The organism is Glaciecola sp. 2405UD65-10 (assembly GCF_048820975.1).
In the GTDB taxonomy this organism is placed as follows: Bacteria; Pseudomonadota; Gammaproteobacteria; order Enterobacterales; family Alteromonadaceae; genus Glaciecola.
On record NZ_JBMEUF010000001.1, the window covers coordinates 2,128,156 to 2,151,914 of the forward strand.

The following is a 23,759-nucleotide window of genomic DNA, read 5'->3' on the forward strand; positions in this document are numbered from 1 at the left end:
GTTATGTTATTACCCACTCTAGGTTTTGAATGGCGTTATTACTTACGCCAACCTTCGTTCATTGTTACCACATTAGTGTTTTTCTTACTGCCCTTTTTAGCCACCGCAACTGATAGCGTGCGCATTGGCGGTGGCGGTAATGTTTTGTACAACGGAAGTTTTGCCATTGCACAAACCATGTTAATTATGGGCGTATTTGCGCTGTTTCTGTTGGTAAATTTTATTGCTGGTACGGCTACTCGCAATCACACATCTAAAATGGGTGAATTAATTTATACCAAGCCAATAAATCCCCTGCATTATCAGTTAGGACGCTTTTTGGGCTCTTTACTTATTACATTAACGGTATTCGCAGCCGTTCCTGTTGGTATCTTTTTGGGCTCCATCATGCCATGGGTTGACCCTGAGCGCGTAGGCCCAACCAATCTGGCGTTTTATTTTACTATTTACTTCTATATAACCGTGCCTGGCTTTTTATCCTTGGGCATGATTTTTTACGCACTTGCGCAGCGTGTACGCTCAATGATGGCCGCTTATTTAACGGCTTTAGGGGTGTTTATTGTGTATGTTGTAGGTGGCACGCTAACCAGTGAACCTGAGTTTAGAGAAATAGCCGCTCTCCTTGATCCATTTGCTTTACGTACTTTTGGAGAAATTTCTCGCTATTGGACCGTATTTGATAAAAACGTGAGCGTGATTGCGCTTGATGGTGTGCTACTTCAAAACCGTTTGCTTTGGTTGGGTATAGGCAGCGCCACCCTTCTTATTTTTGGTAACTTGTTTTCGTTCAAATGGCAGCAAAACACCAAAAAAGTTAAAGCGAGCAAAGCGTCAAAGCAGGCTGCTCCAATTGGAAACAGTATTGCGTATAAAGCTTCAGTTAAACACCAATGGCAAAAATTTACGACCACCCTAGCTTTCGAAATGAAACAAGTGCTATTTAGCCCCGCAATGCTGGTACTAGTGCTATTTAGCATATTTAATTTAACGTCATTATACGCAGTACCATACGGAGGAGCATACGGCACCAACAACATGCCCCTGACCCAAACCATGGTGGGTGCCATTGTAGATAACTTTGGCCTAACTATGATTATAGTACTCATTTACTACAGCGGTGAAATAGTATGGCGTGAACGCAGCAGCGGCATGGGCGATATTATTGATTCAACGCCTGTATTTAATGCTGTATTTTGGGTATCAAAGTTACTGTCAATGTGGGCTGTATTAGCCGTTTTGTTTTTGGTAGGCATGTTGTTTACCATTTTTTACCAATTAACTAGCGGCTATACAAATTTAGAACTAGGACTATATATCAGCCGGCTATTCTACATAGAACTGCTCCCTTGGATGTGGCTCACTGTGTTGGTATTTTTTATTCAGGTATTAAGCCCAAATAAATATTTAGGCATGTTATTAGCTTCTGCATATCTTATTGCCAACATGGTATTTGAGCAGTTGGGTGTAGAGCACAATATGTGGGATATTGGTTATGGTCCTAGCGTGCTTTATTCTGATCTTAATGGATACGGATGGTTCTTAACTGGTTTCAATTGGTACATGCTTTATTGGGGGGCTTTAAGCTTAGCATTATCAGTAATTGGCTACGGTTTATGGCAAAGAGGACCTGAAACTAAACTCAAAGATCGCATTAAGTTACTAGCATACCAGTTGGGTAAAAGCGGCAAAGCCTTGTTAACAGTTAGCTTAATAGTATTCTTTTCTACGGGTGGTTTTATTCATTACAACACCAAAGTGTTAAATGAGTTTGTTGGCCGAGATGAAGGCCTTGACCAACAGGCCGAATATGAACGCCAATTTGTAGAATATGAGCATAGCAACATTCCCGTTGTGACTGCGGTGAATGCCTTGGTTGATATTTTTCCTCATGAACGAAAAATTGAAGCCCGCGCAGATATTGCATTTAAAAACAAAGGCGAAACGCCCATTGAACGAGTATTAGTTTCGCTTCCACAGCACACACCAACATGGGAAATAAATTTAGCACGAGCAGAAGTAGTTGAAGTACTAAAGGGCTATCGCACAGCTTGGCTTGAGTTTTCCCCAGCACTTGCGCCAGGAGAAGAACTAGAGGGCAGTATTAGTGTGGTGCGAGAGCACAAAGGCTTTAAAGACCGCGGTTTTGATTTAGAACTTGCCGAAAATGGCACGTTCATAAACAACTATTCCTTATTTCCTTCATTTGGTTTCAACACTGATTGGTTGATTAGCGATAGGCACGAACGTCGTAAACGCGATTTACCCGAACGTCCGCGAACGAATAAGCTTGAAGATACAAGTAAGTACACTCAAAATTTCTTCGGTAGCGGTGTTGATTTCATTGACTTTGAAACAACAGTATCCACTTCTGAAGAACAAATTGCGATTGCGCCTGGCTACCTACAAAAAGAATGGACTGAAAATGGTCGTAGATATTTTCATTACAAAATGGATGCTCCTATGGTGGCGTTCTTTTCCTTTTTGTCTGCTAAGCATGAAGTAAAGCGTGATGTGCATAAGGGCGTAAATATTGAAGTGTATTATGATGCTAAGCATGCTTGGAATGTGGATATTATGATTCAAAGTGTGAAAGATTCTTTGGATTATTTTGAAGCCAATTTTGGCCCGTACCAACATAAGCAAATGCGTATTATTGAGTTTCCAGGTTATCGCTCATTTGCGCAAAGTTTTGCCAATACCGTACCCTATTCTGAGAACATTGGCTTCATTGCTGACTTGCGAGATCCTGAAGATATTGACTATGTGTATTATGTTACCGCTCACGAAGTAGCTCACCAATGGTGGGGGCACCAGGTAGGGGCAGCTAATGTGCAGGGAAGCCAAGTAATTTCGGAGAGTTTGTCACAATACAGCGCAATTATGGTGTTAAAAAATCGCTATAGCGAAAATCAAATTCGACGTTTCCTTAAGTATGAACTTGATTCATATTTACGCGGTAGAAGCAGCGAATTTCTCGAGGAAATGCCTTTCATGCGCGCTGAAAATCAGCCATATATTCACTACCGTAAAGGCTCGGTGGTAATGATGTCTGTGCTAGACCGCTTGGGCGAAAAACGTCTTAACACAGCCCTTAAGGAAATGGTTGATGAATTTAGATATCAGTCAAATCCTTACCCTACTACCCTTGATTTACAAGAGGCTCTTTATGCCGTAGCCACGCCAGAGGAAAAGCTATTTATTGCAGATTTATTTGAGCAAATAACCTTGTACGATCTTAAGATAGCTGATGTAGCAGCAGAGCCGCTAGAAGAGGAATATGAAATTACTATGGTAGTAACTGGCGCTAAATATTCCGCCGATGGGCAAGGAATGGAAACTGAGCAAGCTCTTGATGAATGGGTTGATATTGCTGTGTTTAGTGAAGATCCTGCTAAGCTAAGCGATGATGCTCAAGTGCTATATAAAGCGAAACATCAAATTAAAACAGGCTCAAATACTATAAAAGTAACGGTATCAGACATGCCAACATATGTAGGCGTTGACCCTTTCGTTAAGTTGATTGACCGCGACAGCGGAGATAACGTGAAAAAGTTATAGCCATCTTACAGTCTAATATATTGTGAAGGTAAGCGCCGCTCCATTAGCGGCGCTTTAATAACAAGCGAATAATTTCGCGCTCAATACCTTAAAAAAGTAATATTCAATAAGCCACGATAGCTTGAATTTATGTGAGCTCGCGCTTAAAGGCATCTTTGTAACGGCGCGACAACATAAGCATTTTGCCATTTTTTAATTTCATTTCACTGTCACCGCTAGCTAAGGGCGTGATTGATTCCACCATGTCATATCGCACCGCGTAAGACCTATGTATTCGGCAAAAGCCTTTATCTTTAATCTGCTCTGTTAAGGCGGTTAAGGTTGCTCTAATTGGATAAATTCTTTCATTAATGTGTAAATTTACATAATTACCTGACGCTTCCAACCACTCTACATCATCAATTTTTATAATAAATTCTTTGCCCAATTTTTTAACTAACAGGCGGTCTAAATTGTTGGCAGGTTTAGTATTTTCACCATGCATCACTGGGTTAGCCTCACCTTGCAAATGCATAACAATAAATTGATAGCCTTTAATTATTAACACAAAAAAGATAAAGCTCCATAAATCTTTCCTGTATTCATATAGCAGTTCAAACCCTACGTTGCCAAAGTCATAATTTCTATTTATGGCTAAATATACAATTTCTCGCATACCCACCATTAAACCCACATGGCTTAAAGAAAAAACAAGCGAAGCTATGAAATAAATAAATGTTGAGCGTCTTAGAGCTTGCCACTGAATTGGCTCTTTTTTGAGTAAATAAACAATAAGCGGAAATAAGAGCAAGGTACTTAATGCACTTGAATACTCCCAAACGAAAGGCTCCCATGCGCTGAATAATAAACCGCTAGATTCGCGCCTTTGTTCCATTAAAACCGAGGTAGCTATAATTGTTGCGTTAATTAAAAAGTAGGCAGTAACAATTAAAATTTCATAGCGCAATTTATATCGCTGAAAGTGAGAAAGGTAGTTCATAGTTTTCCGTTAAATTTTCATCACAGCAGGCAACCGCTTGTCCCCAATAGCCGTCAATTAACTCTTTTGCAAATTGAAGGGCATTTAATTGTGTCACACTTTAGGTGCTAACCAGTTCAAATTTAAGAGTTTTTATATGCATAGTAGCATCAACAATATACGGGCAATTATCAAGCATTACTTTATACCTAGTAATGAAAACATGTTTAGCCGGCGCTTCGATCTAGACTGGCTACGGGTGGGCGTTTTTGGACTTCTAATTTTTTATCACATTGGCATGTTGTATGTGCTTAATTGGGAATTTCACTTTAAAAGCCAGTATCAATGGCAGGGCTTAGAGATGCTAATGCTGCTAGTATCACCTTGGCGTATGGCTATTTTGTGGTTTATTTCAGGTGTCGCTATAAGGTTTTTGTTGGTAAAAGTAAGCATTGAAAAATTCATATTTTTACGCTCAATACGCTTACTACTGCCGCTCCTATTTGGAATTTTAGTGATAGTTCCGCCGCAATTATATGTAGAGATGACACAAAAATCAGGTTTAGATCTATCGTATTGGGAGTTTTTACTAGAATTTTTCTCTGCAAACAGTTCAATATTTACTAGCTACCAAGCTGGAATTTGGCCACACATTGATGTTAATCATTTATGGTACTTGCGCTCGTTATGGCAGTTTTCACTCATACTCATTTGCCTATTACCCTTGTTAAATGCAAACAAAACAGAACAATTTATAGACTGGGTCAACCGTAGTCCAGCCCCCCTAGCGCTCATCATTTATTGTTTACCTGTATTCCTTTTACACATTTTTTGGGACGCCGAAACGCGTAGATACCCACTAGGGTTCTTATTCATGATATACGGTTACTTGAATGCTTGTTCACCTTCATTTTGGCAACAATTACGTAAACACTTACCCAATTTGCTTAAAATAACACCCTTAGTACTCGCTTTGTTTGTGTGCTTTTATCAATTTATGTGGCTACCTTATGGCGAAACAGCACACCCAATGTTGCAACTTGCTGGCTTACTAACTTATAGCGTATCAAGAGTATTAGGCGTATTTACCTTGCTAGCACTGGCCTACACATACTTAAATAAAAACTCTCCTAAGCTTTCGTATTGGTCACAAGGTGTATATGCATTTTACATATTGCATCAAAGCATAATAATAGTGATAGGGTTTGTACTTTCTCAAATCGATTTAGGTCGCTTTGGATTCATAATTGAACCCGTACTAGTAACTGCAGGTACCATTTCCGGCTGCATGTTATGTTACGAAACAATTCGCCGCAGTAGTTTGCTACGCCCGTTATTCGGCATGAAGCAGGCAAAAAGCTACCCCCAGTTAGTTAGAACCTTTGGGTATACCATTGCTTTTATCATTATTTTTCCGCTAATTTTAACACTAGCCAGCTTTTAACTTGTGATGGCTCACTGGCCGTTTATTGCAATGGTATTTGCTTTACAAATATAACTATTGAGCGTAGCTAATATGCTGCGCTTAATTACTCCGTTGCCAGCGCTTGTTTAAAAACAGCTTTAAAACGCTCAAAGTCTTCGATGTGGGGAAAATGGCCCAAATTATTAAGTTCATAAAGCTCGGCATTAGGAATAAGTGAAGCGGCCTTTTTACCTAGTTGATCATAGCGCCCCCTTTGTCATCCCTCCCCCTTTGTCATTACCGCCCCTAGCTATTGCCGTCCCCTAGTTATTGCCGTCCCCTAGTTATTGCCGCCCCCCTTTGTCATTACCGCGAAGGCGGTAAACTCCCTCCATTATTAAGAATATTGATGTGACAGGCTTCGGTAGCAATATCGCAAAGAGGCTAAGGTCTTATCAATGGTGGTCGATAAGTTAAATGAAGGAGCTGAAGCGTTAAAACACCCAATCACAGGCAATTAAAACGAGCTACCTAAATAATGATTTTAAAAAACCGCAGCGTCAAAAAAGCTCTTCCTTATCTAACAATCGTATTCTTCCTATTTTCTATGCTAATGGTTTATAGTTTTTTCACCCTGAATCAAAGCAGTTATTTTCACCAACTAAACATTCGCCATTTTAAATATACCGACGAACTAAATAGCCTGATATCGGTTCCTAACAAGCTTCTGCAAACAAATCAGAATGTAAATATTGCAGATGTTCGCTCAGCAATCATTAATATTCGCCAGCAGCCAATTGAATGCTTAGCAAACATTAATCAATCAGAACGGATCATAATGCGCTGGGTTGGGACTGAATCAATTGTTGATATTTGCAAAAACGATATAGTGATGGCCAACAAAACACTCAATTTTATTGAAGTTTATGAGGCTGGTAATATTACAAAGGAAGTGTTGCAAGGCCAATTAGTGGAGGCGCTCGAGGCATTTAGAAAAAATTCAATTGACTTCGAAGCCCCTGTTGAAAAAACACTTCGCTCTATTGCAAGCATGACAATAGGCTTAATAATTTTATCTTCGTTTTGCGTCATATGCTTTGCTATTTATTTATCACGTGCTGTTTCAATTGTGCTTACTAAGCGCGAAGAGGCAATGATCGCGCTTGCTAAAAGTGAAACGCTAAACAAAGAAATGGCATACACCGATAGCTTAACTGGCTTACCCAACAGGAATCTACTTCAAGGCACAATTGACAAATCCATAGCTAAAGCAGTTCGAGGACGTTCGCAGTTTGCAGTTATGTTTATAGACCTTGACCAATTTAAAGACATTAATGACACGCTTGGCCATACAGTGGGGGATCAACTCTTAATTGAAATGGCTAACCGTATTTCTCACACACTTCGAGACAACGATACTATAGTGCGCTTTGGTGGCGACGAATTTGTAGCCGTTACAGACAACTTTGATTCAATTGAAACCATTGACCCTATTGCGCATAGAATTATAGATGCGGTAAACGTTCCAATACAATTAGGCGAACGGGAAGTGCTGATTACAGCAAGTATTGGCATTGCTTGCTATCCCCATAACGGTAGCGATACAACGTCACTCTTAAAGCACGCTGACGCTGCCATGTACCAAGCTAAAAATGCGGGCAAGAATCAGTTCCAGCCCTATGATCAACAATCAGCAAGCAAGCAGAATCGTAAATTAAATTTGGCGAATCTACTTCATAGTGCCATTGCTAATAATGAACTTAGCTTAGTGTATCAACCCGTAGTTAGGTTATCTGATGGCTGCACAGTGGGGAGTGAAGCACTTTTGCGCTGGACAACAGCTAGTGGTGAAAAAATTGGCCCCGATGAATTTATACCAATTGCGGAACATTCAGGACAAATAATTGAAATAGGTGATTGGGTAATAGAGCAAGCGTGTTTGCAATGTAAAGCTTGGCATAAAGAAGGTGCCGTTGATCACATTATGGCAATTAATGTGTCGTCGCAACAGTTGAAAGATACTAGCTTTGCTAAGCGTTTAGCTGACACATTACGCTCTTACAATTTGCCAGCTAAATGCGTACACATTGAAATTACCGAAAACATTGCCATAACCGAAGACCAAACCTGTATAGCTACGTTACACGAACTCGCGAAACTGGGTACAAAGTTATTGTTAGATGACTTTGGCACCGGATATTCATGTTTGAGTTATTTAAAAGACTTACCTTTTGATGTTTTAAAAATTGATAAAAGCTTTATGCCTGCAAACAATACTATAGCTTCAACCATTATTGCCATGGGGCACGAACTGAACATGGAAATAATAGCCGAAGGTATTGAAAGACCAGAGTGTTACCGATATTTAAAAAACTTAGATTGTCACTATGGCCAAGGCTATTTATTTCAAAAACCAGTTCCAGCCGATGAGTTTGATGTATTTAAACAGTTTAAAAACCATGAACCAGACCCGTCTCTTTGTTATTGAGGCATCAAATTGCTTATGCTCATTGTAAATTGGCTTTATTAAGCACAGCCACGTGCGGGGCGCTTAGACTGCTAATGTATAGCTTATCAGCGGTCTCTAGTACGCCAGTAGTGAGGGGGTAAGCACCACTTGGGTCTTGTAAATCAACAATCACCTTTCCTTTTTCACTTATCTTTATAACGTGCCCATAGTTAGAGGCTTTAGGACGCATAAATGCCGGCAAGCGTTGCACTACTTTTCGTAAAAAAGGAGAGTTTGATAAATTGTCTAACGAGTTAGAGCGAGGTGAAGCAAAACCAAGCCAGTAACCTCCATCTAGCGCTTTGGCTATGTGCCGCTACCCTTGGTATAAATTTATGACTAAGTTAGTTATTAATTTTTAAAAGTAACTGTATATCAATGGGTTAAGTTAATAAGTTTATAAGATCAAGTACAAATATAACAGTTGTCATAAATTTTTGTCAAATTGTGTGAATATACTAATTTGCTGCACAAGAAACTGTCATAAAAACACTGATATTGATACCACCTTGTCATTATCAAAACTTCAAAATAACGTTTTCGTTTCGATGAAAAAAGCTTGGTCACATTTTTCTATCAAACATTTTATATTGCAACTGACATTATTTCTACAGCGATTGCAATCCACTTTACTTTCAAAAAATCAGCTAATTAACAGACGTTACGGTGTTGGCTAAACACTTACTTTATGACACTGTATCTTCATATATTAGGAATCTTTGTGCTTAGTAGCCCATCTATTATGAATAATGGAAAAATGTGTCGAGTTTATGTTAATCACAAATTGATAAGAGAAGTTATATGTCTGAACAAGAAAGAGCTATATTAAAAAATGCAAGGGCTACCGCTGCTAGATCTGTCGCGCGAAAGCTGATTATGGCTGAAAGAAAGAAGAACTTTGAACAATCTCGCGATACTGATAGAGCTATCAGCAAGCAATATAAGTAATTACAAAACCAGTATAGAAAACGCTTAACAATGGTTTCTAGAAGCCCGTAAAAGAATTCGTGTAACTACTATGACTTAATATGTTTCTCGAGACGCTCTCCGAACTCGATAATAAGACGAACTAGTGCTTGACGCTAATTATGAATCGGCATCGACCATTTTTATATCGTCAACCTTCTTATTTTAGATTTATCGATTGTTCTAATAGTTGTAGTTTTAGTTGTTATTGTGCACACATCGTTTCAATACAAAAAATTTTAGAACAAAGTGACGAAAACAAGGTAAGCTATTAAAAAAAACTGTATATTTCGCGGTTACAATGAAGTATTCATAATAATCTGTTAGGCATATAAAGAGAAGATGGCACTAGATTTAGGGAAGTTACTCAAACAAAAAGCATATGCTTGTATTGAAACTAGCATAGGAGAGCTCTGTGTCTTCGGTATCAATGTGAAAGGCCAAACTGAATTACGCAAGAATCTAGATAGTACACTAGAAGATTGCATATCAGCCGACTTTATCCGAAATCTATGTGTTTATATATGCTTTCCGAAAGCCAGTTTAAAAGACAAAAAATACAAACCTGACAAGCCTATTCTCACGAACGAAGACGTGAGTAAACTAACGGAAGACGAGCTTGAGAAGATTGCTGGCATTTATATACATAATAATGAGTATTTATTTAAGAAGCTAGAGTTCACGAAAAAGAAAAACGAGAAGGGTGAAATTGTTAACCATGGAGAGTACAACGAAATAGAGCACCCAAGAAATGAACAAGAGACAAATATATCCTATCTTTACAGGCTTTCTATTCTTGAAAAAGAAAAACACAAGAAGCAAATGGAGGATATGTTAAAGTCAGTTTCGGGTATAGGCGGTTTTTCTTCTAACTTAACCGACAGCATAAAAAATACTTTTACAATGGGCGACTCTCTAAGCAAAGCGATGGAGTCAATTAGACCGATTAGCATGCCCGAATTACGCCCAATAGAACGTGAGCCATCCAATATAGATTACGCTAAAATAGAACGGGGTAAAGAAGAACGCAGGTTACAACCATTCAATGAGCTGTCAAATAGGCTGGATCAGCTTATTGAATCCTCTATCCAGACTTCTGAATTTATGATTGAAGCCAACAAAATACAAACCAGAATAGCTTCTGAGATTAAAGAATCGGGAGATCAAACTGATAAACACTCAAGAAAAAACATATTGCTGAGTGGGATCGTCATCGTGTTGACAGTAATTGGCTTGTCACTAACCGCTTTCGTTTTTATTTCTGGCAATAAATTTAATGAATATCAGCAGGAAAATCTAGAGAGTAGCGCTAAAGAAATAGTAAGCTCGTTGTCGGACATTAACGCAAATCTTGCGAACGAGGGTTCTAAAAGTCAAAACACATTAGATTTGATATCAAGGAAGTTAATTGAAATTGATAGCCAAAAGAAATTGTATGAACAATTACTTGCTCAACATAAATCATTAATAGAATCTCTAGAGAGCGCTAACTCTGAGCAGAAAGTGCAGATAATCGAGTTGCAGGGCAGAATAAAGTCGCTAGAGGAAGCTAAGAGCCAGCGTGAATAAAATAATACCTGACAAAGCGCTGCTGTCGGACAATTTTTCCGCTGCGGTCCAAAATTGGCGCGGCGTTGGGCATGACCAGGCTGTAGGAGCAGTATGCAAGTATCTCGACGAACAAAATTTTCTTTAGCTCAATTATTAACTGTTGTAGAGCGACCGATTGTAGGTGTGATTTTTGATAAGTTTGATTTAGACCCACAAGCTGTTTATTCGCCAGAAAATATCAGTGATGAAATAACTGATGCAGATGAGCAAGCTCTTTCAGATTTGATTATTGAAGTAATTCAGACTAATAAAACTCTTAGGAGTGGAGTATCTCCTAAATATAAATTTGATGAGCAATTTTTAATATTTGAAAAATCTTTATTACTTGACGGGTATTTAATCGAAGAAAAGTCAATTAAAGCTCTAGATCCTAATTTCGTTGGGTTTAAACCTATTGAAGATGCACTGATAAAAGAGATTGATAGTTCAACCTTACAAAATAAAGCCAGTGTAATACAATCAGTGAAATCATCATCTGATGATTTTATCAAAGCACAGCCAGATTATAATGGTAGTTTAACTAATATTCGTATTGCACTTGAAACACTTGTAAGAGAAATTGCATTAGAAAGAGGTTTTACTACTGCAAGAACAGGTAACACTTGGGGGCCATCATTAGGTTATCTAAAAACTAATGGTTTCATAGATCAAAAAGATGAAAGTGCTTTATCATCTGTGTTTACTTTTATTAGTAATGGCTCTCATATTCCTCTCGGTTTTAGTCAAGCGGAGTATGTTCGCCTAGGTAGGAATATGTGCACTTCGATGTGTTATTTTGTTATAAAAACGTACAATGCCTAACAAGTTGCTGCACGCGGATATATTACTTGCTACGCTCCTATTTTAACGGTGAACAAGGCATTAATTTTCGCCCGTTATGGCCTTATTTTCTGACTAAAACAGCTATATTTCTGTCGTGTCAACGGCATAAAAACTTCTATAACGGACTAAATGCAAGCGGCAAAAAATAATAAACTTTAGTATCGAGCCGGCTATCGCCGTTTTCTATTTGTTATCAAATATTAGCGCAGGATTTTTAGAGTTCTAATTATACTCTATTAACTTCGTACAGTTAGACACTTTCAACTTTTGACTTTTTGTAATTTCAACCTTGGATTGAATTTAGGATAAATACCGTCGAGTAGCTCTAAAATTTTGTTTAATAAAGATACGATATCTTCCTCCGCACCTTCTTGATATCGAGGCCCAGGTCTCGGAATACGGTGAAGCCTATGAAGAGGGTTGTAGCAAGTATCGAATACGGTATCTCTAACAGCACACCATTGCCCGTGCACGAACGACGATGGCCACGTGTAATATTTATCGTATTCATTTTTACAATTGGCTATCTGAGACATTTTGCGCAAGTCGATCTTTGCCCAGTTTCCAAGGTTAATGTTTTGAAAGTCCATATACATATCTTCATTTGCTAAACCTTCAATATGTTCCTTCTTTATATATCCAGGAGCGTTCTCTAATACTTCTGTCATTTTCAAAAGTTGAAGCTTTGCCTGTCCTGAACCATGCGTTCTATATACATCCCATAGTTTTTCATCACCCGCAACTATTAAATATTTGAATGTAATAAACACCTCTGAAAGCATGCGTAACGTAAGTTTTGCTGTAATGAGCTTACCAGATGACGCTAAACCTTCTTGCGCTAGAGTTATAGCATAAAAGCAAAACCCAAAAGAAGCATCACGCTTTGCCTGTACATGAGTTAATTTGTCAGTAGCCGCAAAATGAACTGACAATTGCCTCCACAGAGAATGTGTCTCAGAAATTGTTGTTACTACGTCATACGTTATTTCATTTTCTAGCTTTTGAGGATAACAACATTCGGTTTTTTGTTTGCATTCAGTCCAGAAATGGTTTGCCCATCTTCTTTTTCCAGAAGCATAGTCATCATCCATCATCCCATCGCCCGTATTGATTTCACCAGCACGAATTTGAGGCATAACTCGGGATATGTCACCAAAGTTTGGATACTCGAAGTATTCTTTATATTGGTCTTCATTCTGTAAATGCATTTTACCAGAATATACAATTGGCAAAATGTAAGCCCAGCGACAATCGGTGGAATGTAGCGATTGATGATCCAGAAGATTCGCTACAGCATCTGCCAAGTTCGTCCAAGAATATTCATCATTCCCACCATCACCAATATGCTCCGCCCACAAGTCTCGTCCAGGGAGGGTTTCAATGAGCAATAAGGGCCTCAAAGCGTCAGCTACTTGATCATCAATGAAAAGTGACTCAAAAAATCTTTCTTGAAGAAAGTCATCCAGATTCGAAAGGCCATAAAGACCTATTCTTGGTATATTAGAGGTCTTAATCTCAGATTTTCTAAATAATTCACCAACATGCAGGCCAATACCTCTCAAAATATCAAGTGCTTCCAATCTACCTAGCTTATTTATAAGAAGGCTAGCCCAAATCATACAAGGCAAGCGATTATTCATCCAAGAACTATAGCTAAGCTTTTGGATTTGATTAATAGGTGAAATTAAGTTTGTACCTATTTTTTTATGTGCAGCGAGGCGACCATTAAAAGGCTTTTTGCCTCTCTTTCTCTTTTTTGAGGACATCCCTGTAAATCCTATTTGAATACGCTTTTGTTAAATAACCTGTAAACGATTAGGCCAATGCAATGGGTCTTCTGAAAAAACATTAAATAACTCATAATTCATCTATTGACTCCTTTATAAAGTCCTTTTCTAGACCTCCCTCTATAACCGAGCAACTGGCCATAATCTCAAAGATCAGTCTTCCGACATACTTGCCTTGTTCGCCACTGTACATGTACGAATGCTTGTATCTTTTTGAAGCTTGCGAAACCCTTACTAATGCATCGTGTGCTACGCGATTTTCTGTCTCAACTTTGTTCAACAGATAATTTATAGTTTCTGATAAAATATCTAACTCCAAGTAAACTTCAGCAAGTACATCAGAACCTTTATCGTCTAATCTATTTTGTAATTCGTAAAAAATGGGTTTTCCTATGCCGCCGCTCGAAAATGCTGACCTAAACTTCTTAAAGTCAATCAATGAACTATTATCCCTCAGACTGAAAAGCGCCTCTACAACAACTGGATCCGAGGACCTATCAGCAACGCCTAATATTATATTTAAGAGTTGACTGCGGAAATGTTCATATTCAAGTTGTGCATGGTTCTTCGCCGCTTCAATTTGCCGCTTCATCTGAAACTGAGCAGCTTTGGAAGCTGCAGAATTCATTAACAAACCAAAAGTAAAAATTCCATATATGGTCTGTACACTAACCATGAGCTTGGTAAAGTTTGAAGTTGGGGATATATCCCCATACCCCAGTGTCGTTATTGTTACTACAGAGAAGTAAAGTGCATCGCTAAACTTGGTTATCGGCTTGCTAAACTGAGTTCCGTGGCTATGATAGAACATTGCAGCGAAAACGATTACTGCGACGTAAACTATAAATATCAAAAAGAGCCTATCGATTTTTCTTACTTTCAAATTTCTCTCCCTTCCTAAAGACTACGGTATTCCTGAAACTTGGTTGACTTGTTTATCAAAGACCAACGCTTCTCTGCATGCTCTGCGTCCAAGCCGATTTAAACGCCGAATCCCCAGCAAACAATTTATAAAGTTCCAACTCATCTTTACGTCGAGATAACATCACCTCTTTCAACATCTTCTCGAACGCTAATTCTCTATTATGAGGATCGGGGTTGTTCTCGTATTTAGCCTCAAAATCTGGATGATTCTTGATGCTCTCTGCAATATTAATAAACTTTATTTTTTGTTCTTCAGGTGTTGCACTCCACCCTTGGAACCAGCGTTCATTAAAGCTTCGTATAATTTCGTCTAATGGATCTAGTTGAGGCCCCTCATTATTGCCACCGCGCGGATTTGGATTTTGTGGGTCGAGCTCAGTTTCAGTGTCGTCCAATTCGATTGAATGGTTAAGTCGAACACGCTGCAGTCCATAAGAGCTAAGGTCAATAGACTCAAGCAATTCATCAACTGCATCAGCATTAGGATCTCTAACAATTAATTTCGGAACCAAGAATTTTAGGAACCAAAACAACTTTTCCCAAACCACTATTTCATACGGCATGATAGAAGCCATCTGACCGTATATCTTTACAAACTGTTTAGCCTGAACTTTAAAGCTTATTTTCTCTTCGTCAGTTAATTCTAATTCCACGTTAAATCGATTTGCTGCAACATCTATGATTGGGCTTAAGGCTTGTGCATCTTCATTGTCAAAGTATCGTTTTACAAAGTCTTCAACTTCATACCATTCATAAACTCCTACATCGTCCAAATGATCTTTTAACTCATGCAATACATTCACATCTGTTGCTTCTGACAGAGTTGTGGATGTATAGAATGGGTCAAAAGCAGTCTGTATATCTGCTACGCTGTTAAAAAAATCGAGAACAAATAAATCTTCAGTCTTTTTTCCTAATTTGGGCGCAGAGCGATTTAAGCGCGACAAGGCTTGTACGCATAAAACACTCGTTAATTTTTTATCTACATACATTGCACATAATTTGGGTTGGTCGAAGCCAGTAAGATATTTGTTGGCGACAATTAACAAGCGATATTCGTCTGTATCGAATTGGTCTTTTGTATCGGCCTCAGAAAAATCGTTCATTTCGGCCTCCGTATACTCGATACCATCTACTTCTTTTGAACCTGAAAAAGCGATAGCTACTTTAAAAGGGTTACCTTGGTCTTCTAGTATACGTTTAATGGCTTTGTAGTAGCGTATGGCCGTCACAATGTTTTGAGTGACTACCATTCCTTTCCCTTTGCCTCTAAGCTTCTTAGCGTTCACCACGCTGGGAATAAAGTGCTCTAGCATGATTTCAGCTTTAGTGTTTATCGTTTGCTGGCTAGTTTCGACATATGCACGTAATCTCTTTTGCGCTTTACTAGCATCAAATGCTGGGTTTTCTTGAATAGACTTTTCAATTTCGTAATAGCTTCTATACGTCGTGTAGTTGGCTATTACGTCAAGAATGAAACCTTCTTCAATAGCCTGTTTCATTGAGTAAAGGTGGAAGGGTACATAAGTACCATCCTCTTGTTTGCTGCCAAACTTTTCCAAGGTACTATTTTTAGGTGTTGCGGTGAAAGCTAGGTAGGAGGCATTCCCTCGCATTTTACGAGAACGCATGGCTTGTAATATTTTGTCTTGAGCATCCTCATATTCTTCTACCTCTGCTTTGCCCATCGCTCTATTCATATTGTCATGTGCGGAGCCCGATTGAGAACTATGAGCTTCATCAATGATGACAGCGAATCGCTTATCACTTAAATCGCCTATACCATCGATAATAAACGGAAATTTTTGGATAGTGGTAATTATAATTTTCTTGCCGTTTTCCAAAGCTGCTTTGAGTTCAGACGACTTAAATGCAGGCGCAACGATATTCTTTACTTCAGAAAACTCTTTAATATTGTCTCGTAATTGTTTGTCAAGTAAACGTCTATCCGTTACGACGATTACTGAATCAAACAATGGTATGTCAATGCCCTTGCTTCCGGGAACAGTGCTATTAAGTGGATAGGTTTCAATTAATTGATAAGCAGCCCACGTAATAGAATTAGACTTGCCAGACCCTGCGGAGTGCTGAATCAGGTAAGTATGACCCACGCCATTATTCGAAGCATGGTTGATTAGCTTTCGTACAACGTCTAATTGATGGTATCGAGGAAAAAATAGTGTGCGCTTCTTTAACTCTACTTTGTTGCTACCATCAAGGCGCACAAAATGCTGAATAATATTGGCTAAGCTTCTTTTTGAAAATACCTCTTCCCATAAGTAACTGGTTTTGTGCCCCAGCAAATTAGGAGGGTTCCCCTGACCATGATTATTCCCTCGGTTAAATGGTAAAAAATAGGTACTTTTACCAGCTAACTTTGTCGTCATGTAAACTTCATCTGTATCGACGGCCATATGCACCAAACAACGCCCAAATTGCAATAACGGCTGAGTGCTATCTCTGTCGTTTCTATACTGTTTTTGTCCATGATATCGCGCCGTCTGGCCTGTCCATGGATTTTTTAGTTCTAGCGTTATAAGAGGGATACCATTTAGAAACAAAACCATATCAATTTCTTGCAGCGGATTGGTTTGTGAATAACGAATTTGACGAGAAGAACTAAAAATATTGGATTCGAAGTTCTGTTTAACTTTGTCACTGCTGCTTGCCAATGGAGCAGGATACATCAGGTTTAAGTGAGCATCGTCTACACTCAAGCCCTTTTTAAGCAAGTGTAATACTCCATGCTTCTTGATCAAACGGTCAAACCTCTCAAGCACTTTTCGTTGCCAGTCAGAAGGGCTGTTACGTTTTAGTTTTTCAAGTTCCTCTTCCTGAGTGTTTTCAAGGAAGGTCCAAAAACACACAGTATCTAAGGCATAGTGCATATCAAAGTCAGCTGCTTTGCCTAGCGTATACAGGATATTGTTCGCATCAATGGTGACTTCCTTTACCCCTGCTGCTAAATCTTCTAAACATGTTCCAGTAAGATGTTTCTCAATTGCGGCTTCTAATGCTTGTTCGTTGGTTTGACTAACCATTAGCTATCCTCACTCAAAAGTCTCTAGTTTTAATTTTTCAGCCGCTTGTTGTAGCAGAGTCGAAAATGTATTTTCTAACCGTTTTACCTTTTCTAAGTGCCATTCAATAGATTTATCCCAGGTTTCACGATTAAAACCGTCAGTAAATTGAGAGTATTGAATTCGAGACATCTTTTTATCGTCTAGCCTCATCCACTTGAGGCTATCACCAAAATTAGATTCAATCTGTTCTTTTTGATCAAACAGAAAGTCGAAAATAAATTTGTTTTCTTCGGTGACTCTTCGCCCTATGCTTAGCTCTACACGAATTTCTTTTTGTAAAAATATCAATGTATATGGACAGCCACTAAAGCCAGAGCCGGCCGAAAGCCAATGATCTCTTCCTGCACTTACATTGTTATATAGAGAGCAATCACTCTCTTGAAAAATATCCAGTAACTGTTGCCAGTAGTCACGACGGATCTTATGTCTATTTTTAACGACTACTTCAGTATTTTTTTCTTCCGCTTCCTTCGCGTTTATTCCAATCATTAGCTCTTTTGCTTCTGGCGTGGGGATGATTTGGTCGATGTTAAGAAATAGTTGTTCACCTAAGGCATAAGGGATAACTTTAAAACACTGAATGCTTATCCCTTGGCCAATTAACCATAGAGCGGTGCTGGTAACTTCTTTTCGGAAATTGGCTGCAACCAACATTAAGCGTTGACTATTGCCAAGGTTCATCTTGGTTTCATCTAAATCAGGGGCTTCCAGGAACTCACATATTCGTGATGCCGCGTCTAAGCTGTTTTCAGTGTTTTGCTCATAACGATTTAAGTATTGCTGATATATCTCAACTATTTGAAGCTTGGTTAAACTGGCGCAATACGAGGCATATTTTAGGGCTTGCCACACTACATCGCGGCCACTGTCATCGAGTTTATTTTCGATGATTACAAGGTTCCCGTCTTTATCCAAGGCTAACAGATCGAGGCGTTCGCGGGTGTCGTCGAAGCCATCGAACTCTTTTTGAATGACCAACAGTTCTTCACCTAACGCGTCGGGTTGATAGGCTAGCCACTCTTGTAAATGCTTGCGCTCTGTAAAGCCCAATTCACCGAAGGTTTTGGTTTTTACTGGGCTGATCCGGTTGGTTTGATTATTAACTGTAAACATATGGCCTCCCTGCCTAAGCCTTAATGGGCTCTTCAACGCCAGGCACTTTGATTTTGCCTGTTACCGCGCTGTTGATGAGTGTCGTTTTGTATTCTTTTAATTTGCTGATTTGTTTAGTAAAAATATCATCTGACTGTTCTAGTTGTTTTATGTTTTCCGTAATGTGCTCCACGATTTTAATCTGTTCCTTTACTGGAGGGTATGGCACATAAATCGATCCAAATTTGTCAAAATAAAGCCTTAATCTAACATCCATTATTCCTCTTGAATGTTTTTTCAATTCCCCTGAACATTGTTTTGTTCTAAATAAATAATGGTAGAAGAACGCATCCATATCTACGCAAGGTCGGAGGATGTCATAAGCTGGGCTAGTTACACCTTCAAATTCAGAGAGCCCTATAGCGCCCATCCAAGCTAGTAGTTTATTGACAATAATGTCACCTTTCTCTACTAACCAATAGCCGTCTGTAGTCGAAGCTTTGTTACCCTTTTCCTCTAAATCTTTTCTGGGTCTCACTCCTATTGCCGAGTAAACGGAAAGTAACTCATGATTATTATTTTTTTCTGATGCGTCCATCTGCAGTTTGAATAAATGTTTTACTTTTTTCAGTTGCCAATTGAGAGGGACCTCACCTATCCAATCTAATCCCGATTTTTTCATTGGCACATTGGGATCGAGTCCTCGGGTGACGGCTTGCTGTATTATGATTTGCTTGCGCTCTTTGAGCAGTTCAATCTGTCTTTGTTTGATAGCTATAGCTTCATCGATTTGCGCGGTTTTCTTGTCGAGGAAGTTGACGATGGTGGTTTGAGTCTTAAGAGGAGGCAAAACTGCAAGCACGTCAAAAAAATCGTCAGAATATAGTCGTAAACGACTATCGATAACTCCTGTAGATCTGCGTTTAAATTCGGCCTTGTAGACTTCAGTTCGTAGAAGATAGTGAAAAAATTGTTCCGAGCAATTATCAACAAATCGATAGACTGAATATGCGGGACTAGTGATACCGTCAAAAGGGGAAACACCTAAACTACCATTCCATGCAAGCATAATATTGCTCACTAAGTCACCTTTTGTGACCTTTTTATAGCCCTCTAAGGATTCGGCATTTGTTAAAAGATCTCCAACAGCTACCTTGTCTGCTTTTTTTGTGACACCTGTATATTGAGACACAGACAAGAGTTCCTCTTGCCCTGAAACGCTTCGTTGGTTGATCTCCCTCAAAATGAATTTAAATTTTTTTAAATCCCACTCCTTTGGGATGGATTTAAGCCAATGAAGGCCAGAATCTTTGTAAGCCGTATATTTGATCATCGTTGATAATTCAGCCATTATTCTTCTCTCTGAACCTCTGACAACCCAACACCCAAGATATCTGCAATAAGCCCCTCAGCTTTTTGCTCTAAATCAATAATATCCTGAGCTACCTCATCCATTGAACGTAATGGTTTATGTTGGTAAAAATACTTATTAAAGCTGATCTCGTAACCTATTTTCGTGCTATCAAGATTGACCCAAGCTTCTGCCACATGGGGTTTCACCTCGTCGATGAAGTACTGGTGAATTTCACTAATTCGTGTGTCAGAATCTTTGTTGTAAATCAACGGCACTGACTCGGCATCGCGCAGGTCAGAGTTTGATTCGTAAGTTATAAACTCGTTGGTTTTACCTTCAATGGCGTAGTAACCAAAATCAGGGAGCTCTGCAAGCTCGCAACCTAAATGGTGAAGCAACTCATCTAGTTTTTCTGGCTTGAACTTTATGACTTTTTTGACGACTTTAACAGCGGTTTCGTCATACCAACTCACCGCAGTTAAGATTGTGGTTTTCTCACCTGAGGATAATTTAACACCATCCGTCTTCGCGAGCATTTTCAGTTCAGCGTCGACTCGCGCTTTAAAGTGATTGAAATCATCGTACTCTTCGCTATCAATTGCGTTCATTAACAAGTTTGCGGTGTTCAATAGCAGTCGTAGTTTTAACCATACTTTTGTGTCGAGCAATTTCGCTTTTGCTTTGGTATTTAGACTAATGTCATTTTCTTCACACCAGCTATAAATTTCGCTATCGATGCCTTTTAAGTAACCGGCCTCATATACAGACTCGCCATGCTCGTCGTAAATGTATTCCATGGGTTCGCGCAAGGTTTTGTCGAAGCGCAGTGGTGCAATTAACTCAGGCCTAAACTGAGCTTTACGACGATCGGGCCGTTCGATGTTGACTTTGTAATAGCCAAAATCATCATTACTAAATACTTTGGCGGCAATACCTGTTGGGTCGTTGTTGCCATCAAGTACTCGCTCTAGCGATGCTCCGTCTAAATAAGCTTGGGTAATTTCGGTGATATGCTCTGGCGCAAACTCGCAGTTTTTGTTACCCAAGTTCTTGCGAAGCTTGCGAAACAGTAAACTAGCATCTATGAGCTGTACCTTACCTTGCCGATTGCTCGGTTTATTATTGTTTAATAGCCAAATGTAGGTCGTGATACCGGTGTTATAGAACAGGTTATTGGGCAGTTGTACAATGGCTTCCAACATATCATTTTCGATAATATAGCGGCGGATGTTACTTTCACCGGAACCGGCATCGCCTGTAAACAAGCTAGAACCATTGTGAACTGATGCAATGCGAGAACCTAATGGGCTCTCACCACCTCTGGACTGAGGCACCTTCATCTTACTGACCATTTCCATCAAGAATAGTAGTTGCCCGTCGCTCGAGCGTGGTGTTGCATCCACTTTTGAACCGTTGCCCCAATAATCGTTTAACTCAACAATGAAGCGTGAATCTATTACGTCACCGCCTTCCTTGATAAATTTTAGCTCACTGCCCCAGCTTTTTCCGTAGGGCGGGTTAGAAATAGAGAAATCAAAGCGTTTGCCAGCAAATTCATCAGTAGATAGGGTTGAGCCTACTTTGATATTTTCTGGATTATTGCCCTTTATCATCATATCTGACTTACAGATAGCGTAGGTTTCGTCGTTGATTTCTTTACCGTATAAATAAATATCGCGTTTTGACCCTTCTGTTGGATACTTTTCTTCGATAAAGTTTTGCGCTTCGGTGAGCATACCACCGCTCCCGCAAGCCGGGTCGTAGCATGTAAGGGTAAGCGGTAAGTCTTGTTGTATGGCATCAAAAATAAGATGCGTCATTAATTCGATTACTTCGCGCGGTGTAAAATGCTCTCCAGCTTCTTCGTTATTTTCTTCATTAAATTTTCGGATGAGCTCTTCAAATACATAGCCCATGCCAAGGTTGCTTAAACCGTGTAATTTGTTTCCATCAGGATCTACTTTGTCGTCTGGGGTTAAGTTGATGTAGCGTGAAACAAACTTTTCTAGTACATCTAGTAAAACATCTTTGCCTGCCATGTGCCGTATTTGAGCTTTCAAATTGAAGCAGTCAATAATTTCTTTCACATTAGCACTGAAACCACTTAAGTATTCTTCAACGTTTGCTAACAGTATTTGTTGGTTATTTGTTGCAGTGCTGTGGAGGCTTTTAAGGGTCCACTTTGAGGTGTTGTAAAATACGTAACCTGATTCCTCAATCAATGGTGCGTCGTCTAGTTCGGTTGCTTGCATTTCTTCAAGCTGAAACTTAACCTCATCAAGAACGGCCTGTTTAGTTGGCTCTAACAATGTATCTAATCGGCGAAGAACTACCATGGGTAGTATCACATCGCGGTATTTGCCGCGAACGTATACATCGCGCAGACAATCGTCCGCAATTGACCAAATAAAAGAAATGAGTTTGTTGTGTGCAGCGTGGTCCATTAAGGAAAGTCCTTGTTGTTTTGTGCTTTAATTCCATGCTAATTCCACCTTAGCAAGAAATTCATCTGTAGTTAATGACTAAGAGCAATTAACTTTATGAAAATTTTATGTTTTTAGTCAAATGGATAGCTTGTGGCACTTTGTGGCACAACTATAGTTTTTGTTTGCGCATCAAAATATTGGCTATTTTCTAAGAGCGCTAAGTCTTGCCCATCACTAAACTCAACAATTAAGTCTTTCACGCCAATTCCACCTGCAATTCGATATTCGAACTCGTATTCGGTCAATATTCGGTATGGCACATTGATAATGGGTGATAGAACCTCACATTTTTCGAAAAAGTCTTTATCTTTAAAGTGATCGACCGGTTTTGCGTATATCGAAAACTCAGCCTTGATAACTTTTTTCTCTTTCCAATTTCGAAGGTGACCTGACCAAATATTAGCTCTGAGATTAGAGTTTTCATGGATTTTTGTTGCCTGCCAAACCAATATTTCAATTGAGCCATCTTCTTTAAATAGGGCAACCTCAGCTTTCTTGTCACGGAGCAACAGTTTTTTAAATCTTTTTTCATCTTCTGGTAAAAACAGCAGATCTGGCTTCTTATTTTTTTGTTCAGAAGCAGCTATTAGCCTCTCTATTACGGAATTAGGTGTATCATCAAACCCAATTGCTAAATCAGCCAATTGATTGTAAACGCTTTCCGAAACTTCAATATTTTTCTTCATACTCCGACCTTAACTATAGAGTTAACCATATATGATTAGGTTTTGATTTGGCATCACGATATCACAACTAATCATATTGTCAATCATATATGATTATATATTTGATTTTATTGTATTGGAGAAGTAAAAGAGGTTACCGAGCTGAATCAAATAAATTAAAAAATGTATGAAGAAGGAATTAGATTGAAGCCTGATTAGTATCTTACTTTGATCAGGAAGTAGATATGACTTATTGGACTACATTGATTTAAGATTTTTGCTTTAATTGCGCCTAACCTATGGCAAAAGAGAAGCTACGTCGCATCCAATAACGTCGGCAAGCTTATACAATAGTTCTAACGTTATATTTGCTTCTCCGCGCTCAACTCTTCCAACATAGCTGCGGTCTAATTTAGCGAGCAATGCTAAGCCTTCTTGCGAAAAACCTTTTGCTTTTCGCGCTGCTCGGATATTTTTGCCTACTTTTTGTGCAAGGTTGTCCATTTAGAGTCTTATTTTTAAAACCCTTAATATCCTTA

The 23,759-nt window shown here is 39.1% G+C and carries 17 protein-coding genes and 1 pseudogene; 6 read left to right on the forward strand and 12 right to left on the reverse strand.

Features of this window, described 5'->3' with window-relative positions:
- Window positions 1-3 precede the first annotated feature (3 nt).
- On the forward strand, window positions 4-3,558 hold the full coding sequence (locus ACOI22_RS09555; protein ID WP_420671796.1) for an ABC transporter permease/M1 family aminopeptidase: 3,555 nt from the start codon (window positions 4-6) through the stop codon (window positions 3,556-3,558).
- Window positions 3,559-3,685: 127 nt separating this feature from the next.
- Here the strand turns inward: ACOI22_RS09555 and ACOI22_RS09560 are convergent, their stop codons facing one another.
- Complete coding sequence (locus ACOI22_RS09560; RefSeq protein WP_420671797.1) at window positions 3,686-4,537, reverse strand: LytR/AlgR family response regulator transcription factor; 852 nt, start codon at window positions 4,535-4,537, stop codon at window positions 3,686-3,688.
- Entirely contained in the window at window positions 4,506-4,634 is a 129-nt protein-coding gene (locus ACOI22_RS09565) for a hypothetical protein (RefSeq protein WP_420671798.1), read from the reverse strand. Before ACOI22_RS09565 ends, ACOI22_RS09560 begins: the two co-directional genes overlap by 32 nt.
- Before the next feature lie 39 nt (window positions 4,635-4,673).
- On the opposite strand from ACOI22_RS09565, the gene ACOI22_RS09570 reads away from it, so the two are divergent.
- Window positions 4,674-5,960 carry an acyltransferase family protein gene (locus ACOI22_RS09570; RefSeq protein WP_420671799.1) on the forward strand — a complete coding sequence of 429 codons (1,287 nt, stop codon included), beginning with the start codon at window positions 4,674-4,676 and terminating at the stop codon, window positions 5,958-5,960.
- A gap of 85 nt (window positions 5,961-6,045) precedes the next feature.
- On the opposite strand, the pseudogene ACOI22_RS09575 reads toward ACOI22_RS09570, so the two are convergent.
- Window positions 6,046-6,192: pseudogene (locus tag ACOI22_RS09575) on the reverse strand (alpha/beta fold hydrolase); the annotation flags it as partial.
- A 267-nt stretch (window positions 6,193-6,459) separates the two neighbouring features.
- Here ACOI22_RS09575 and ACOI22_RS09580 point away from each other — a divergent pair.
- The gene (locus ACOI22_RS09580; protein WP_420671800.1) at window positions 6,460-8,409 is read left to right on the forward strand and encodes a putative bifunctional diguanylate cyclase/phosphodiesterase; all 1,950 of its coding nucleotides are present in this window, start codon (window positions 6,460-6,462) and stop codon (window positions 8,407-8,409) included.
- A 19-nt stretch (window positions 8,410-8,428) separates the two neighbouring features.
- On the opposite strand, the gene ACOI22_RS09585 is transcribed toward ACOI22_RS09580, so the two are convergent.
- Window positions 8,429-8,641: a hypothetical protein gene (locus ACOI22_RS09585; protein ID WP_420671801.1), complete on the reverse strand. Its 213-nt coding sequence runs from the start codon at window positions 8,639-8,641 to the stop codon at window positions 8,429-8,431.
- Between the two features lie 590 nt (window positions 8,642-9,231).
- Between ACOI22_RS09585 and ACOI22_RS09590 the strand changes: the two genes are divergently transcribed.
- From ACOI22_RS09590 to ACOI22_RS09600, 3 genes are all read left to right on the forward strand, one after another.
- Window positions 9,232-9,378 (forward strand): hypothetical protein, encoded by a 147-nt coding sequence (locus tag ACOI22_RS09590; protein ID WP_420671802.1) that lies wholly within the window; start codon window positions 9,232-9,234, stop codon window positions 9,376-9,378.
- 360 nt (window positions 9,379-9,738) lie between these two features.
- A complete protein-coding gene (locus ACOI22_RS09595; protein WP_420671803.1) occupies window positions 9,739-10,965 on the forward strand; it encodes a hypothetical protein in 1,227 nt (408 codons plus the stop codon).
- 93 nt (window positions 10,966-11,058) lie between these two features.
- Entirely contained in the window at window positions 11,059-11,808 is a 750-nt protein-coding gene (locus ACOI22_RS09600; RefSeq protein WP_420671804.1) for a hypothetical protein, read from the forward strand.
- Window positions 11,809-12,089: 281 nt separating this feature from the next.
- Here the strand turns inward: ACOI22_RS09600 and ACOI22_RS09605 are convergent, their stop codons facing one another.
- From ACOI22_RS09605 to ACOI22_RS09640, 8 genes are all read right to left on the reverse strand, one after another.
- Complete coding sequence (locus tag ACOI22_RS09605) at window positions 12,090-13,595, reverse strand: DUF5677 domain-containing protein (RefSeq protein ID WP_420671805.1); 1,506 nt, start codon at window positions 13,593-13,595, stop codon at window positions 12,090-12,092.
- A 91-nt stretch (window positions 13,596-13,686) separates the two neighbouring features.
- Window positions 13,687-14,499, reverse strand: coding sequence for a potassium channel family protein (locus ACOI22_RS09610; protein ID WP_420671806.1), 813 nt, complete (start codon window positions 14,497-14,499; stop codon window positions 13,687-13,689).
- Window positions 14,500-14,554: 55 nt separating this feature from the next.
- Window positions 14,555-17,581 carry a type I restriction endonuclease subunit R gene (locus tag ACOI22_RS09615; RefSeq protein ID WP_420671807.1) on the reverse strand — a complete coding sequence of 1,009 codons (3,027 nt, stop codon included), beginning with the start codon at window positions 17,579-17,581 and terminating at the stop codon, window positions 14,555-14,557.
- A 9-nt stretch (window positions 17,582-17,590) separates the two neighbouring features.
- Window positions 17,591-18,736, reverse strand: coding sequence for a DUF4268 domain-containing protein (locus ACOI22_RS09620; RefSeq protein WP_420671808.1), 1,146 nt, complete (start codon window positions 18,734-18,736; stop codon window positions 17,591-17,593).
- A gap of 13 nt (window positions 18,737-18,749) precedes the next feature.
- On the reverse strand, window positions 18,750-20,066 hold the full coding sequence (locus tag ACOI22_RS09625) for a restriction endonuclease subunit S (protein ID WP_420671809.1): 1,317 nt from the start codon (window positions 20,064-20,066) through the stop codon (window positions 18,750-18,752).
- On the reverse strand, window positions 20,066-22,513 hold the full coding sequence (locus ACOI22_RS09630; protein ID WP_420671810.1) for a type I restriction-modification system subunit M: 2,448 nt from the start codon (window positions 22,511-22,513) through the stop codon (window positions 20,066-20,068). The genes ACOI22_RS09625 and ACOI22_RS09630 overlap by 1 nt, the downstream gene beginning before the upstream one ends.
- Before the next feature lie 113 nt (window positions 22,514-22,626).
- Window positions 22,627-23,241, reverse strand: coding sequence for a hypothetical protein (locus ACOI22_RS09635; protein WP_420671811.1), 615 nt, complete (start codon window positions 23,239-23,241; stop codon window positions 22,627-22,629).
- A gap of 276 nt (window positions 23,242-23,517) precedes the next feature.
- Entirely contained in the window at window positions 23,518-23,724 is a 207-nt protein-coding gene (locus tag ACOI22_RS09640; RefSeq protein WP_420671812.1) for a helix-turn-helix domain-containing protein, read from the reverse strand.
- Window positions 23,725-23,759 lie beyond the last annotated feature (35 nt).

Coding starts and splice junctions, on each gene's coding strand:
- ACOI22_RS09595 (WP_420671803.1), top strand. CDS start 9,739: ATGGCACTAGATTTAGGGAAGTTACTCAAACAAAAAGCATATGCTTGT.
- ACOI22_RS09615 (WP_420671807.1), bottom strand. CDS start 17,581: ATGGTTAGTCAAACCAACGAACAAGCATTAGAAGCCGCAATTGAGAAA.
- ACOI22_RS09555 (WP_420671796.1), top strand. CDS start 4: ATGTTATTACCCACTCTAGGTTTTGAATGGCGTTATTACTTACGCCAA.
- ACOI22_RS09625 (WP_420671809.1), bottom strand. CDS start 20,066: ATGGCTGAATTATCAACGATGATCAAATATACGGCTTACAAAGATTCT.
- ACOI22_RS09560 (WP_420671797.1), bottom strand. CDS start 4,537: ATGAACTACCTTTCTCACTTTCAGCGATATAAATTGCGCTATGAAATT.
- ACOI22_RS09640 (WP_420671812.1), bottom strand. CDS start 23,724: ATGGACAACCTTGCACAAAAAGTAGGCAAAAATATCCGAGCAGCGCGA.
- ACOI22_RS09590 (WP_420671802.1), top strand. CDS start 9,232: ATGTCTGAACAAGAAAGAGCTATATTAAAAAATGCAAGGGCTACCGCT.
- ACOI22_RS09580 (WP_420671800.1), top strand. CDS start 6,460: ATGATTTTAAAAAACCGCAGCGTCAAAAAAGCTCTTCCTTATCTAACA.
- ACOI22_RS09635 (WP_420671811.1), bottom strand. CDS start 23,241: ATGAAGAAAAATATTGAAGTTTCGGAAAGCGTTTACAATCAATTGGCT.
- ACOI22_RS09570 (WP_420671799.1), top strand. CDS start 4,674: ATGCATAGTAGCATCAACAATATACGGGCAATTATCAAGCATTACTTT.
- ACOI22_RS09605 (WP_420671805.1), bottom strand. CDS start 13,595: ATGTCCTCAAAAAAGAGAAAGAGAGGCAAAAAGCCTTTTAATGGTCGC.
- ACOI22_RS09620 (WP_420671808.1), bottom strand. CDS start 18,736: ATGTTTACAGTTAATAATCAAACCAACCGGATCAGCCCAGTAAAAACC.
- ACOI22_RS09600 (WP_420671804.1), top strand. CDS start 11,059: ATGCAAGTATCTCGACGAACAAAATTTTCTTTAGCTCAATTATTAACT.
- ACOI22_RS09630 (WP_420671810.1), bottom strand. CDS start 22,513: ATGGACCACGCTGCACACAACAAACTCATTTCTTTTATTTGGTCAATT.